Here is a 14,212-nt window from a genome sequence, read left to right as displayed (position 1 = left end):
GGCGAGGGGCGGTGAGTCCAGCCCGTCAGCCGCTCTTCGCCTTCAGCGCTTGAGAAGCGTGGAATACATCTCCAGGACCGCCCCGAAATTCTTGCAGGGAACGCCCTTCCTGGCGATGTTGTCCTGCGCCAGCTGTCTCTGGTTCTCAATTGCCGCCGCGAGCACGTCGTCCTGTTCGGATTTGGTCAAACCTCTTTTGGCGCCTTCCGAACGTATCGCCTCCGCTGACTGGCGATAGAGCGGCATGGTCTGCTGCTGCCAGCCGGCAAGTGCGGGGCGGACGGACACATTCTGTTTCTCGCAGTGCTCGGCGCTGAGTTTTGCATGCTCGAAGTACAGCAGGTTTTCTCCTGCGTCCTTGAGTGACAGGGCGAAGGCGGCCTGAGTGCTTGCGGAAAGAAGCGCGATGGCGATGATCCGGTTTTTCATGCTGCTTGATCTCCTGAGGGATTCGGTTGTGCCGGTGGGACTTTAGCGGGAAACGTAGGTGATGTCGCTGTGCGGCGCCGCGGCGAATTCGGGCAACTGCTCGGCCCGCGCCGAAAACTCGCGCAAGGCCGGGAAGTCCGCCGCGTTGACCACCTCGGGCAGCATGGCTTGGGTGAAGTGCCAGGCAATGCCCGCGGTCACGCCGTCCTGGCCCATGGTGTCGCTGGCCACGGCCAGGGGTTTGCGTTGCAGCTGCGCTTCAAGTTCGCCGTAAGCCGCCAGCAGCTGGCTGGTCACGCGCGACACCCAGGGCTGGTGCAATTTTTCGGCGGGGCGCAGGTGGCGCTCGTAGACGATCTGCACGCTTTTTTCGCAGGCGGCCAGGGCCAGACCGATGACGCGCAAAGCCTGCTGGCGTTCGGCCAGCGTGGAGGGCATCAGGCTTCTGCCGGCCGGCGCCTGTGCGGCCAGCGCTTCGGCGTAATCGATGATCAGCGTGGAGTCCATCAGCACCGTGCCGTCGTCGCAGACCAGCGAGGGGGCTTTGACCACCGGGTTGATGGCGCGGAATTTCTCAAAGGTGCTGAACACCGAGATTGATTGGTGCTCGAAGCGCAGGCCTAGCAGTTGCAGGGAGATGGCTACGCGGCGGACGTAGGGGGAGTCGAGCATTCCGATCAGTTTCATTTGGGGTCCTTTTGAGGTGCGCCTCGGGCTGGGGGGCTATCGTATCAAGGGTTTCGGATGTTGGTCGGGTCTTGCGCCGGCGGCGCGCCCTCTGCTGAGGGTTGCTGGCCGGGAGTCGCCCGGCATGCGACTCACTTTTTTTGCTTCGCCAAAAAAAGTAAGCAAAAAAAGGCGACCCGCAGTCTGGGTCCCTGCGCTTCGCTCCGGGCAACCTGCGGTGCTCGACTACGGCGGGGTCTCGCTAAACTCGCTACGCTGCGCTTCGCTCAAACAACGCGATCCCTGATCCGCCTACGTCTGCGCTCCTCGGCCCAGCCAGGACGGGGCGAGCGGGAGCGGGAGCGGGAACCGAAGACAAAATGCAAGGAAGATAAAGAAAACAAATACAAACAAGGACTCGCGTCGCGAGTCCTTGTTTCTTCAGTATTCGGTATTGGATTTTGTATTCCTCGTCCCCACCCCTTGTGGATGCGCCGAGGAGCGCAGGTTCAGGCGGATCAGGGATCGCGTTGTTTGAGCCGAAGGCGAGTTTAGCGAGACCCCGCCTGGACCGAGCACCGCAGGTTGCCCGTAGCGCAGCGGAGGGACGCAGCAACCAGGGTCGCCTTTTCTTTTGCTTACTTTTGGTGTTTGCGTAACTTCGCTTCGCGAAGTGAGCAAACCCCGCGCGCGGAGCGCGCCTTTTGGCGAACAAAAGAAAACCCGCTTTGCGGGTTTCGATAAAAGTGAGTAGCTGCCGGGCTACCCCCGGCCAGCAACCCTCAGCAGAGAGAACAGAAAGCCCCAACGGTGATGACTTACGGCAATTTGCCGGGAACGGTTTGCGGGGAAGGCGGGCCGGCGCGCCGTGGCAACAACAGCGCCCCCAAAAGCCGTTGCCGCCGCACAAACTCCAGCAATAACAAGGGCAGCACAACCCCGGCAACAAAACTCGCCACACCCACCAGCACCTCATTCCGGCTGAAGTGAGATAACACCAGAAAAGTTCGCCCTTGCACGACGTAGTGGAACAGCAGGATGAACAGGCTGGCCGCGCCTATGTAGGCCAGCGGGCGCTGGACGGCGGCAAAGCGCTGCAGCAGCGACGAGGCGCTCAGGGCGAGGTAGATGCCGAGCGCGGCCTGCAGGGTGGAGACCAGGGGGTTGCCATACACCCGCAGGTTCAGGTCCATGGCCTCGTCAAAAAAAGCGTGCAAGGCGGCGAAGGCGAGGGCAGCGGCGCCAAACCACAGGAGGCTGAAGCGCATCGCCGCCACCGGCCTGGCGAGCAGGAAGCCGAAAAGGATGCAGGGCGTGCTGATGAACAGCAGGTCCAGGCTCCAGGGAAGGCCGGGCAGGCGGTCCAGGCCCATGAAGTGCAAGGAGGCCGCGGTGTCGATTTGCCAGAACCGGCTGATCGAGGCAATGCCGGTTGCCAGCAGCGCGCAGGCGATCACAAAAAGCCAGGCGGGGCGGTTCGCCAGCGCCCGGGTGGCGCGCAGGATGGCCAGGGAGAAAACCGTCGCGACGAAGAGGTGGGGCAGGAACCACAGCGGTGTCCAGGCGATGGTGGGCGCGGTGGCATAAAGAACGCCGGAAAAATACGCCAGTGGTGTGGTGCCGGCGACCGGAACCAGCTTCGGGGCCAGCATCTCGGCGATGCCCAGCAGCACCAGCACGACGGCATAAGGCTTCAGCAGTGCATCGGCGCGCGACAGCGCGAAGTCTCCCAGGCGGGCGGAATCCTTCAGGAACAGGCCTGACAGGAAAAAGAAGAGCGGCAGGTGAAAGGAATAGATCACCCGGAACAGCTCGCCCCTTTCGTGCAGCACGATCCAGTTGTGCCCGAGCACGACCAGGATGATGCCAAGGCCCCTGGCGATGTCGATGGTGGGGTTGCGGCGGGTCAAGGCGTGCGGTCTGGTCATCGATGCGGGGGTGTCCTGTGGCTGGCGCCCCGTCGCGGCAATGGAGAAGGAGATCGGTGCTCGCACCCATGGTAGCAAGGCTTCCGGAGGGGTCTGTGACAAAGCGCACTGGAGATTGATTCGCAAAATCTGACTTCAAATCTCCATCTACGGACAATTGCCCGGAATCCCCGCCGGGAAATGGAATATGGTCCGGCATCGGCGATCCCGGGGAGCTTCCCGGTCCGCCATCCGCCCGCCGCCCATCAGAGGAGACCACCATGGCATTTGTGATCAAACCCGTTGCCCAGGATGTTTTTGATTCGTTCTGGACACCCGACGTGAAACGTAACATCGGCGAGTTCGTCCATTCCCGCGACGACGTCTCCGCGGAGTTCCAGCAGCAGACCTGGGCGATCGATGAAGCCGTCAAGGCCTGCCTGCTGCCTGTTTCCCTGGCCGGCACGCCGGATGCCGCCTCGTGCTACGCCTTTGTGATGCAAGGCGAGTTTGCCGTGGTGCGGCATGAAAGCTATTGCGTCTATTCCTTCGTCGGCATATCGCCGGGCTTGCAGGACAAGCTGGACGCGGTGAAACGCCTGATCGCGGAGGCGCTGCGGGTAGGCGGGGAGTTCCTGGACGGCAGGGCCGGCGACGACGGGCTCTTCGCCGTGCCGGACGCGCAGTTCATGCGCTGCTAAGGAAGCTGCCCGCCGCCTTTCTTTCTTTACACCAGCCGCCGTATCGATTGTTTCTTCCACACCAGGCGGTAATACGCCGTCTGCAGGCCCAGCATCGCGACAAAGGTGACGGGGTAGGCGATCCAGATGCCGTTGACGCCGATGCGCTGGCTCATGACCCAGGCAACGGGCACCTCGACCAGCGCGATGCAGAAAATCGAAATGCCCATGGGCACCCATACCGTGCCGCTGGCGCGCATCACACCCGAGACCACACCCTGCATGCCGAAGACCACGCTGCTCCACAGCATGATGTGCAGCAGGGTTTGCGACAGCTCGATCACCGGCTCGCTGGTGATGAAAAGGCCCATCAGGTGGCGCGAGAAAAGATAGCCCAGCAAGACCAGCACGCCGGTCAGCGCCAGGTTCATCTGCAGGCCGGTGCGGGTGATGGTGCCCAGCTTGTCGGTGCGGCCCGCGCCTATGGCCTGCGCCCCGAGGATGGAGGCGGTGATGGCGATGGAAATGGCCGGGAACTGCACATAGGCCACTACCTGGTTCACCGCGCCATAGGCCGCCGTGGCGTTGGAGCCGTAGCCGTTGACCAGCGAGAGCAGCGCGATCTCGGCGAGCGAGATGACGACCAACTGCACGCCGGTGGGCACACCGACCCTCAGCACGGTCTTCAAGATGGCGGGGTTCACGCGCAAGTGGCGCCTGAACTCGGCGTCAGGCGCCAGCGGGCTCTTGATGGCGTGCAGGCGCCGGGCCAGCCAGCCGGTGGCGACGAGGAAAGACAGTATGGTGGCCACCGCGCTGCTGGCGACGCCCAGCTTGGGCAGGCCGCCCCAGCCCAGGATGAGCGCAGGCGTCACGAGCAGGGCGCAGGCGGTGGAAATGCACAGCGTGTAAAGCGAGCTCACCGTGTCGCCCACGCCGCGCAGCATGGAGGTCGACAGCAGGAAGACGAACAGCCCCGGCATGGCGATCAGCATGATGCGGGCATAGAGGGTCGCATCGGCCAGGATGTCGGGCGGCGTGCCCAGCGCCTTGAGCAGCGGCGCGGTGAAGGCGCCGCCGAAGACGGCAATCGCCAGGCCGAAGCTCGCGCCCACCGCCAGCGTGGTGCCGGCCACGGCCTTGACCTTGCCGGTGTCGCGCGCCCCCCAGGCCTGGCCGATCAGCACCGAGGCGCCCGCGCCCAGCCCGATGGTGAAGGCAATGAAGAAAAACATGATGGGGAAAAAGCTGGTCACGGCGGCCAGCGCCCCGACACCGATCATCTGGCCGATGTAGATGTTGTTGATCGTGCCCGAAAGCGATTGCAGGATGTTGCTGAGCAGCATGGGGCCCAGGAAGGCCGCGAAGGTTTTCCACATCGGCACGGTGTCGCTCAGCGCTTTCGTGGCGGGCGGCGTCATTCGGCGCTCCAGCCGCCGGCGGCCAGTTTCGCCAACTGCAGGCGAACGTCTTCGGGCCATGGCGCGACAAGGCCTTCGAACTTCAGTTTGTCGCCGGCGAACAGCGCGCGGCTGGCCTCTTCAAAGCCCGGCAGGTCGCCGGCCATCTCGCTCATGAAGCGGTAGGCGTTCTCGCGCGAGGCACGCACGCTGACGCGGCCTTCGTTCGCCTTGCGCGATTCGTCGACCAGGCGGCGCAGGGTGACGGAAGCGCCGCCGGGCTGGCTGCCCAGCCACTCCCAGTGGCGGGGCAGCAGCGTGACTTCACGCGCCACGACACCGAGCTTGGGCCGGCCGACCGGGCGTGCGGCGGAGGCTTCTGCCGCGGGTGCTTGCGCGGCTGCGGTGGGCGAGGGCGCGGCCTCCGCCTCGGGGCGCAGGTCCAGGTCTATGCGTTCGCCGGTGGCGTCGTTGAACACGCGGAGCAGCGTCTCTTCGGTGGCGGGCAGCTTGCGCAGCGCGCTGACGACCTGTGCACGGTCGCCTGCGGCGACTTGCCGGAAGCCTGCGAAGGCGACCAGGCGCGGGGAGGGTTCGGGAGAGGACAGGGATGGCATGGGAAGGGCTCGCTCAACAGTAAAAAGAAGTGAAAAGGATGGATTGTTTCATCCGGGTGAATTGATTCTATAACACCCGGGTATAAAAATGATAATTTGTTTTAAATCCGGGTGTAATTATTTGTATAGTCTGAATTCATCTAATTAACTTATTTAATATTCTTTTGAGTTTGAGCTTCAAGCTTCTACATTCGCTGTCTGTTCACAAAAGGGCTGGCGTGCTTCCACAAGAAGGGCGAAGGCGACAAAGGCTTGGCGGGATTTCATGATCGAACTCAAAGGTATTTTTCAGACCTACAAGGGCTCCACGGGCCCGGTCGAAGCGCTCAGGGGCGTCGACCTCCACATCCAGCCGGGCGAGGTCTACGGCATCATCGGCCGCAGCGGCGCGGGCAAAAGCTCATTGGTGCGGGTCATCAACCTGTTGAACCGGCCTTCCGCCGGCCAGGTGCTGGTCGGCGGCCGCGAACTGACGGCCCTCAATGGCGACGCACTGCGCGTGGCGCGCCGCGACATCGGCATCGTCTTCCAGCACTTCAACCTGCTCTCATCGCGCACGGTCTACAGCAACGTGGCCCTGCCGCTCGAAATCGCCGGGCTGCCGGCCGCGGAGATCAAGGCCCGCGTCGAGCCCTTGCTGGACCTCGTCGGCCTCAGCGCCCTGGCGGACCGCTACCCGGCGCAGATCAGCGGCGGGCAAAAACAGCGCGTGGGCATTGCGCGCGCGCTGGCGAACCGGCCCAAGGTGCTGCTGTCCGACGAGGCGACCTCGGCGCTGGACCCGGAGACCACGCGCTCCATCCTGGGCCTGCTGCGCCAGATCAACAGGGAATTCGGCCTGACCATTGTGCTGATCACCCATCAGATGCAGGTCATCAAGCAGGTGGCCGACCGTGTGGCGGTGATAGACGCCGGCCGTATCGTCGAAAGCGGGCCGGTGATCGACGTCTTCACGCGCCCGCAACATGAAACCACGCGCAGCCTGATCGCCGAGATCGTGCCGCAGGACCTGCCGGACAGCGTGCTGGCGCGCATACGCACCCTGATGAGCGCCGAACATCCCGAAGAAGGCCAACTGCTGCGCCTGGCCTTTGCCGGCGATGAATCGGACCGGCCGCTGCTGTCGGACGTGATACGCCGCTTCGGCATAGACCTGTCCATCGTGCACGGCCAGGTCGACGAGATCCAGGGCAAGCCTTTCGGTTCGCTCGCAGTGTTCGCGCGCGGCGCGCGGGCGCAGCTCAATGCGGCGGTCGCGCATCTGCGCGGTGCCGGTGTGCACGTCGATGAGGTCGGCGCAGATCTATCCCGAGGGCTGGCTCATGTTCAGTAATTTTTCGCAGGCCTTGCTGGCGCTGTTTGTCAGCTCACTCTGGGAAACCATCGTCATGGTCGGCATCTCGGGCCTGGTTGGCGCGCTGATCGGCATTCCGCTGGGCGTGTTTTTGCGGCTCACCGACGAAGGCGGCGTGCTGCGCAATGCCGGCGCCAACCGTGTGGTGGGCGGCCTCGTGAACGCCGTGCGTTCCACGCCTTTCATCATCCTGCTGGTGGCCATCATCCCGCTCACGCGCTTTTTGACGGGCTCGTCCATAGGCACGGCGGCCGCCGTGGTGCCGCTCACGATTGCGGCCGCGCCTTTTGTCGCGCGGCTGGTGGAGGCTTCGCTGCGCGAGGTGGACCACGGGCTCATCGAGGCGGCGCAGGCCATGGGCGCGACCACGCGGCAGATCGTGCTCAAGGTATTGCTGCCCGAAGCGCTGCCCGGCATCGTCGCGGGCCTGACCATCACTTTTGTGAGCCTCACCGGTTATTCAGCCATGGCCGGTGCGATCGGCGGCGGCGGGCTGGGCGACCTGGGCATCCGCTACGGCTACCAGCGTTTTTTGCCGGAAGTCATGCTGGCCGTGGTGCTGGTGCTGATCCTGTTCGTGCAGGCGGTGCAAAGCCTGGGCGACTGGGCTGTGCGCAGGTTGAGCCACAAATGAGGGTGATCCCCGGCCCTGGTGTTCAGCAGCGATGTTGATTCCCGATTTCCTTCCTCTCCCTCTGGGAGAGGGCAGGGGTGAGGGCTGGCGGCGGTCAATCCGCCACTACCGGTGCCAACGCCGCCGGCCCTCACCCTAACCCTCTCCCCAGGGGGAGAGGGGACAAAACTTTCTTAATTCATTCCAAAGGAAACACCATGAACAAACGCAGCCTCATCCAATCCGCCGTCGCACTCGCGCTGGCCGTATCCTTGCCCGCCGCCGTGCTCGCGCAGGACAAGCCGCTGAAGATAGGCGTCACCGCCGGCCCGCACGCGCAGATTTTTGAGCAGGTCAAGAAGATCGCCGAAAAAGACGGCCTGAAAATCCAGGTCGTCGAATTCAGCGACTACATCCAGCCCAATGCCGCGCTGGCCGCCGGCGACCTGGACGCCAACAGCTACCAGCACAAGCCTTTCCTGGACCAGCAGGTCAAGGACCGCGGCTACAAGATCGTCAACGTGGGCTATACCGTCAACTTCCCGATCGGCCTGTATTCCAAGAAGGTCAAGAGCCTGGCCGAGCTGAAGGAAGGCGCGCGCTTCGGCATCCCGAACGACCCGACCAACGGCGGCCGCGTGCTGCTGGTGCTGCAGGACAAGGGCCTGATCAAGCTCAAGCCCGAGGCCGGCCTCAAGGCCACGCCGCTGGACGTGATCGACAATCCCAAGAAGCTCAAGTTCGTGGAGCTTGACGCCGCGCAGCTGCCGCGTTCGCTCGACGACCTGGATGCCTCGGCCGTCAACACCAACTACGCGCTGTCGGCCGGCCTGAACCCCAAGGACGCGATCGCGCAGGAAGCGGCCAAGTCGCCTTACGTCAACCTGCTGGCCGTGCGTGAGCAGGACAAGGACAAGCCCTGGGTCGCCAAGCTCGTGAAGGCCTACCACTCGGAAGAGATCCGCAAGTTTGTGCAGGCCGAGTTCAAGGGCGCCGTGCTGGCCGGCTTCTAAACCGCAGCGCCAGGGCGCTTTCCGTCCTGGCGTCCTACAGCAGGTGGCGCCGGATTGGTTTACAACGTGAGTTGCCTGGCGCGCTTGTGCCTGCCAGGCGCCCAATTCCGCTCATTCCCGCCCCATCCACCACTTCCTGGAGAACCCCATGGCCCAATACAAGATCGCCGTCGTCGTCGGCAGCATCCGCAAGGACTCATTCAACAAGAAGCTCGCGAGGGCGCTGGAGAAATTATTCCCCGCGGACTTCAGCTTCACCCATGTGCGCATCGACGACCTGCCGCTCTACAACCAGGACGATGACGGCAATCCGTTGGCCCAAGTGACCCGGCTCAAGGGCGAGATCAAGGCCGCGCAGGGCCTGCTGTTCGTTACGCCCGAATACAACCGCTCGATTCCCGGCGTGCTCAAAAACGCCATCGACCATGCCTCGCGGCCTTACGGCCAGAGCGCCTGGGACGGCAAGCCGGCCGGCGTGATAGGCGCGTCAGTCGGTGCCATCGGCACGGCGCTGTCGCAGCAGCACCTGCGCAACATCCTGGCCTATTTGAATGTGCCGACGTTGGGCCAGCCTGAAGCCTTCATCCATAACAAGGAGGGGCTTTATGAGGCGGACGGCAGCCTCGGTGAGGGGAGTCGGAAGTTTTTGCAAAGCTGGGTGGATGCTTATGTTGCTTGGGTTAGGAAGCACGCCTAATTAGTTTGGCCGGTCTTGCTCCGGGCTTTGCGCTCTCTGCTGAGGGTGGTTGGCCGGGGTCGCCCGGCATGCGACTCACTTTTTTTGCTTCGCCAAAAAAGTAAGCAAAAAAAGGCGACCCGCAGTCTGGGTCCCTACGCTTCGCTTCGGGCAACCTGCGGTGCTCGAGCCAAGCGGGGTCTGGCTAAACTCGCCTTCGGCTCAAACAACGCCAGCCCTGATCCGCTTGTCTCTGCGCTCCTCGGCCTAGCCAGGACGGGGCAAGCGGAGGCGGGGAAAAATGCCAATACCAAACCTTATTGCTCCCTCTCCCTCTGGGAGAGGGTTGGGGTGAGGGCTTGCGGCCTTGGCGTTGGTAACTGCAGGTCGACCACGACTCGTCAGAACGGCGTGTCACCCTCAATCGTGGTGCGGTAGAGCTTGCGGCGCAGGTGGTCGGGAGTGCCTGCTGCCAGGTGGGTGACGGAGCGGTTGTCCCAGAACACCATGTCATGCGGCTGCCACTGGTGGCGGTAGATGAGTTCGGCGCGGGAGGTGTGTTCGAACAGTTCCGTCAGCAGTGCCAGGCTTTCGTCTTCGGGTATGTCGAGGATGCGGGTGGTGAAATGTTCGCTGACGAACAGCGCTTTGCGGCCGTTCTCGGGGTGGGTGCGGACCACGGGGTGGACCACCGGCTTGACCTCTTCAACCTGTTCCTGTGTGAGCTTGGGGCGCCAGGGGTTGCGGCTGCGCAGCTCTTCGTATTTGGCGAGGTAGGTGTGTTCGGCGCGCAGGCCCTCGATGGCTGTCTTCAGCGCGTCGGGCAGGGTGTCCCAGGCGGTGTGCTGGTTGGCGAACAGGGTGTCGCCGCCTTCCGAGGGGAGTTCCTGCGCGTGCAGCAGCGAGCCCAGGCTGGGTTTGTCCTTGTACGACAGGTCGGAGTGCCAGAAATGGCCGGCGTCGCCCAGGCCTATGGGTTCGCCGTTTTCCTTGATGTTGGAGACGATCAGGATTTCCGGGTGGTTCTGCAGCTGGAAGTTTTTCAGCACGTGGATCTGCAGCGGGCCGAAGCGGCGGCTGAAGTCGACATGTTGCTGCGGCGTGATGCGCTGGTCGCGGAACACCAGCACGTGGTGGTCCAGGTGGGCGCGGTGGATGCGGCTGAAATCGGCGGGGCTGAGCGGTTTCGAGAGGTCCAGGCCCAGCACTTCGGCGCCCAGCGGGGCATCAAATGGCCGGATCTCGATGGAGGAGGGGGTGTGCTGTGTTGTTGTTGCCGCATGTGCGCGGTCGTCCGGAGCCAAAGTCGCTGTCATCGTCATTTTTCCTGTTGCGCCCTTCAGCGGGACAAGCGCTGAATGTAGGGATGCGCCGGCCCAAAGTGAACTACCTATTAGTCATTTAGTAATTACCTGGGACGGCCGCAGTGTCCGCTATTTCGTGAATGCCATGAAAAAAGCCCGCGGCTGCGGGCTTTTTGGGTGCGTGCTGCGCCGGGATCAGGCGGCCAGGGCGGCTTTTTCCTGGTTGGCGGCGGGCGCCTGGGTGTGCGTCACGATTTCAATCTGCGCGGCGGCCAGTGCGGCCTCCTTGGCGGCTTCGCCCATGGCCAGGCCTTCGGCGCGCACAAAACGCACGTCGGTGATGCCGAAGAAACCGAACACCACTTTCAGGTAGCTTTCCTGGTGTTCCAGGGCCGTCATGGCTTCGCTGGTCGAATACACGCCGCCGCGGGCCGAGGCCACGATCACGGTCTTGCCGCCGGCCAGGCCGACAGGGCCTTTTTCGGTGTACTTGAAGGTGCGGCCGACTTGCGCGATGCGGTCGATCCAGGCCTTGAGCTGGCTGGGAATCGCGAAGTTGTACAGCGGTGCGCCCACCACGATCACGTCGGACGCCAGGAACTGGCTCACCAGGGCTTCGGACACGGCGTTTTCGCGCTTCTGCACGTCGCTCAGGTCGGCGCCGGCGGGCATGCGGAAGCCCAGCGATTCGGCCGAGAGGTGGGAGGGCGTGTCGGCGGCCAGGTCCAGGTAGCTGACCTCGGTGCCGGGGTGGCCGGCGCGCCAGGAGGCCACGATTTGCGCGGTGAGTTGACGGGAAACCGAGTTGCCGCCCAGGATGCTGGAGTCGATGTGGAGGAGCTTGCTCATGATGGGATTCCTAAAAGTGAGGTTGTTGAATCAGGTTTTCAGGCCGTATTCACCTTGAATCGCAGCCATGGATAGATTGTGCGGATGAGTCGATTGATTGATAAGTCGTTAAAATTGCGATAGATTGTTCTACCTGCAGGACAATAATTCGCAAACCTGGCCCATTCAGGCAGGTATCCAGAAGGACGGCTCCCCATGCAAGACCTCAATGACATGCTGTATTTCGCCGAAGTGGTGGAGCGGGGCGGCTTTGCCGCGGCCGGCCGCGCGCTGGGCCTGCCCAAATCACGGCTGTCGCGCCGCGTGGCCGAGCTGGAGTCGCGGCTCGGTGTTCGGCTTTTGCAGCGCACTACGCGTAAGCTGTCGCTCACGGAAGTCGGCGAAATTTATTTGCGCCACTGCAGCACCATGCGCGACGAGGCGCTGGCCGCCTCTGAGGCCGTGGCGCAAATGCAGGTCGAGCCGCGCGGCACTGTGCGCATCACCTGCCCGGTGACGCTGGCGCAAGGCTCCGTGGGCTATCTGGTGCCGCGCTATATGGAGCTGTACCCGCAGGTACGCATCGATATGCGCGTCACCAACCGCGTCATCGACCTGGTGGAGGAGGGCATAGACATCGCGCTGCGCGTGCGCCCCACGCTGGAAGACAGCGGCAGCCTGGTGATCAAGAACCTGGGCTCCAGCGGCGGCCACCTGCTGGCCAGCCCGGCTCTGCTACAGCGTCAGGGCACACCCGAGAAACCCGAAGACCTGCTCAAGCTCGACACGGTGTCCATGTCCTGGGCCGACGGGCGCGCGTCCTGGCGGCTGTTGGGCCCCGGCGGAAAGGAGTTCGTGCTGCAGCACCAGCCGCGCTACGTCGCCGACGACCTGCAGACCCTGAAGCTCGCCGTGCTGGCCGGCACCGGCATGACTTTTTTACCCGACTCCATGAGTGCGGCCGAGCGGCAGGCCCAGTTGCTGGTGCCCGTGCTGCCGGACTGGGCGCTGCCCTCCGGCGTGGCGCATGCGGTGTTTACTTCGCGGCGTGGGCAGGTGCCGGCGGTGAGAAGTTTTCTGGATTTTCTGGGGGAGAGGATGAGAGGGGATTCTTTGGTTTGAGGTTTTGGCCTCAAAGGCCATTTGTGTCTGTCTGTTCTTGTTCCGACGGGGTGCTCTTCTCTTGGTTCTGCTGGCCGGGGGTAGCCCGGCGGCTACTCACTTTTCTTTTGCTTCGCCAAAAGAAAAGTAAGCAAAAGAAAAGGCGACCCTGGTTGCTGCGTCCCTTCGCTTCGCTACGGGCAACCTGCGGTGCTCGGTTCAGGCGGGGTCTCGCTAAACTCGCCTTCGGCTCAAACAACGCGATCCCTGATCCGCCTGAACCTCCGCTCCTCGGCGCATCCACAAGGGGTGGGAGCGGGGAGAAGAAATCCAAACAGCCGAATACCAATACCGAATACCTGAAGAAACAAGGACTCGCCTTCGCGAGTCCTTGTTTGTCTTGGTTTGTTCTTTGGTATTTGCCTTCTGTCCCCGTTCCCGATTGCCCCGTCCTGGCTGGGCCGAGGAGCGCAGAGGCAAGCGGATCAGGGCTGGCGTTGTCTGAGCGAAGCGAGTTTAGCCAGACCCCGCTTGACTCGAGCACCGCAGGTTGCCCGAAGCGAAGCGGAGGGACCCAGACTGCGGGTCGCCTTTTCTTTGGTGACTTTCTTTTGGCGAAGCAAAAGAAAGTTACTGGCCGCCGGGCCACTCCCGGCCAGCGAACCTCAGAAGAAACCCAACAGCCAGAACAACTCCAAACCCCTCCGTTATGCACAAATCCAAATAAATTAAGAGAAATATATTCTTTTGAGTTTTAACGCCCGCTCCCCACAATGCTTTGATCAAGCAACCTCAAGGAGCAAACCATGGCCACTCTCAGACTCGGCGACACCGCCCCCGACTTCACCCAGGACTCCACCGCAGGCAAGATTTCCTTCCATGAATGGGCCGGCGATTCATGGGTTGTGCTGTTTTCGCACCCCGCTGATTTCACCCCCGTCTGCACCACCGAACTCGGCAAAACCGCTGCGCTGAGCGGCGAATTCGCCAAACGCAATGTCAAACCCATCGCGGTCAGCGTCGATCCGCTGGAATCCCACGGCAAGTGGGTCAACGACATCAACGAGACGCAGAACACCACGGTGAACTTCCCCATCCTGGCCGATGCCGACCGCAAGGTGGCCGGCCTTTACGACATGATCCACCCGAACGCCTTGAGCACCGGCCCCACGGCCACTGTGCGCAGCGTGTTCATCATCGACCCGAAGAAGGCCATCCGCACCACCTTCACCTATCCCGCCAGCACGGGCCGCAACTTTGACGAAATCCTGCGTGTCATCGACTCGCTGCAACTGACCGACGGCTACAAGGTGGCGACGCCGGTGAACTGGAAAGACGGCGACGACGTGATCATCGTGCCCAGCCTGCAGGACCCGGCTGAACTGGCCCAGCGTTTCCCCAAAGGGTTCAAAGCCGTCAAGCCCTATCTGCGCATCACACCGCAGCCGAACAAGTAAATGACCCCCACGCTTTTCGCTTCGCGTAAGGCGCTGCCCCTCGAGGAGGCCGTTGCGCCTGCGGCCCGGCAAAGCCGGTTCCGCGGGCCCGGCTTGCACACGGCGGTGTCGTTGTCCGCAATGGCGCCTGGCGTCGCTCGCTTTGCCTGAAACTCGCTGAGGACACC

At 63.0% G+C, this 14,212-nt stretch carries 14 protein-coding genes; 7 read left to right on the top strand and 7 right to left on the bottom strand.

The genetic code is table 11. The features are described 5' to 3' along the window. Positions 1–42: 42 nt before the first annotated feature. The 3 genes from ACSQ27_RS07455 to ACSQ27_RS07445 form a co-directional block, all read right to left on the bottom strand. The gene (locus ACSQ27_RS07455; protein WP_436154822.1) at positions 43–429 is read right to left on the bottom strand and encodes a hypothetical protein; all 387 of its coding nucleotides are present in this window, start codon (positions 427–429) and stop codon (positions 43–45) included. 42 nt (positions 430–471) lie between these two features. After that, entirely contained in the window at positions 472–1,116 is a 645-nt protein-coding gene (locus ACSQ27_RS07450) for a glutathione S-transferase (RefSeq protein WP_436154821.1), read from the bottom strand. Between the two features lie 797 nt (positions 1,117–1,913). Beyond that, on the bottom strand, positions 1,914–3,023 hold the full coding sequence (locus tag ACSQ27_RS07445) for an acyltransferase family protein (RefSeq protein ID WP_436154820.1): 1,110 nt from the start codon (positions 3,021–3,023) through the stop codon (positions 1,914–1,916). A 260-nt stretch (positions 3,024–3,283) separates the two neighbouring features. Here ACSQ27_RS07445 and ACSQ27_RS07440 point away from each other — a divergent pair, with 260 nt between their 5' ends. After that, positions 3,284–3,703, top strand: a complete 420-nt coding sequence (locus tag ACSQ27_RS07440; RefSeq protein WP_436154819.1) for a hypothetical protein — start codon at positions 3,284–3,286, stop codon at positions 3,701–3,703. A gap of 26 nt (positions 3,704–3,729) precedes the next feature. On the opposite strand, the gene ACSQ27_RS07435 is transcribed toward ACSQ27_RS07440, so the two are convergent. After that, on the bottom strand, positions 3,730–5,103 hold the full coding sequence (locus tag ACSQ27_RS07435) for an MATE family efflux transporter (protein WP_436154818.1): 1,374 nt from the start codon (positions 5,101–5,103) through the stop codon (positions 3,730–3,732). Then, on the bottom strand, positions 5,100–5,699 hold the full coding sequence (locus ACSQ27_RS07430) for a DUF2239 family protein (RefSeq protein WP_436154817.1): 600 nt from the start codon (positions 5,697–5,699) through the stop codon (positions 5,100–5,102). Before ACSQ27_RS07430 ends, ACSQ27_RS07435 begins: the two co-directional genes overlap by 4 nt. A gap of 265 nt (positions 5,700–5,964) precedes the next feature. Here ACSQ27_RS07430 and ACSQ27_RS07425 point away from each other — a divergent pair, with 265 nt between their 5' ends. From ACSQ27_RS07425 to ACSQ27_RS07410, 4 genes are all read left to right on the top strand, one after another. Further along, positions 5,965–7,032, top strand: a complete 1,068-nt coding sequence (locus tag ACSQ27_RS07425) for a methionine ABC transporter ATP-binding protein (protein WP_436154816.1) — start codon at positions 5,965–5,967, stop codon at positions 7,030–7,032. Further along, positions 7,022–7,687 (top strand): methionine ABC transporter permease, encoded by a 666-nt coding sequence (locus ACSQ27_RS07420; protein ID WP_436154815.1) that lies wholly within the window; start codon positions 7,022–7,024, stop codon positions 7,685–7,687. Before ACSQ27_RS07425 ends, ACSQ27_RS07420 begins: the two co-directional genes overlap by 11 nt. A gap of 197 nt (positions 7,688–7,884) precedes the next feature. Then, positions 7,885–8,679, top strand: a complete 795-nt coding sequence (locus ACSQ27_RS07415; RefSeq protein ID WP_436154814.1) for a MetQ/NlpA family ABC transporter substrate-binding protein — start codon at positions 7,885–7,887, stop codon at positions 8,677–8,679. A 148-nt stretch (positions 8,680–8,827) separates the two neighbouring features. After that, positions 8,828–9,376 (top strand): NADPH-dependent FMN reductase, encoded by a 549-nt coding sequence (locus ACSQ27_RS07410; protein WP_436154813.1) that lies wholly within the window; start codon positions 8,828–8,830, stop codon positions 9,374–9,376. 380 nt (positions 9,377–9,756) lie between these two features. Here ACSQ27_RS07410 and ACSQ27_RS07405 read toward each other — a convergent pair whose 3' ends face one another. Both ACSQ27_RS07405 and ACSQ27_RS07400 read right to left on the bottom strand, forming a co-directional pair. Then, the gene (locus tag ACSQ27_RS07405; RefSeq protein WP_436154812.1) at positions 9,757–10,671 is read right to left on the bottom strand and encodes a TauD/TfdA dioxygenase family protein; all 915 of its coding nucleotides are present in this window, start codon (positions 10,669–10,671) and stop codon (positions 9,757–9,759) included. A 183-nt stretch (positions 10,672–10,854) separates the two neighbouring features. After that, entirely contained in the window at positions 10,855–11,508 is a 654-nt protein-coding gene (locus ACSQ27_RS07400; RefSeq protein WP_436154811.1) for an FMN-dependent NADH-azoreductase, read from the bottom strand. Positions 11,509–11,703: 195 nt separating this feature from the next. On the opposite strand from ACSQ27_RS07400, the gene ACSQ27_RS07395 reads away from it, so the two are divergent. After that, positions 11,704–12,609 (top strand): LysR substrate-binding domain-containing protein, encoded by a 906-nt coding sequence (locus tag ACSQ27_RS07395; RefSeq protein WP_436154810.1) that lies wholly within the window; start codon positions 11,704–11,706, stop codon positions 12,607–12,609. Positions 12,610–13,394: 785 nt separating this feature from the next. Next, positions 13,395–14,045, top strand: coding sequence for a peroxiredoxin (locus tag ACSQ27_RS07390; RefSeq protein ID WP_436154809.1), 651 nt, complete (start codon positions 13,395–13,397; stop codon positions 14,043–14,045). Positions 14,046–14,212 lie beyond the last annotated feature (167 nt).

This window comes from Polaromonas sp. LjRoot131, assembly GCF_964252805.1.
GTDB lineage: Bacteria > Pseudomonadota > Gammaproteobacteria > Burkholderiales > Burkholderiaceae_C > Polaromonas.
The sequence above is the reverse complement of the archived record's forward strand: the minus strand, read 5'-3'. Positions and strand labels throughout refer to the sequence as shown.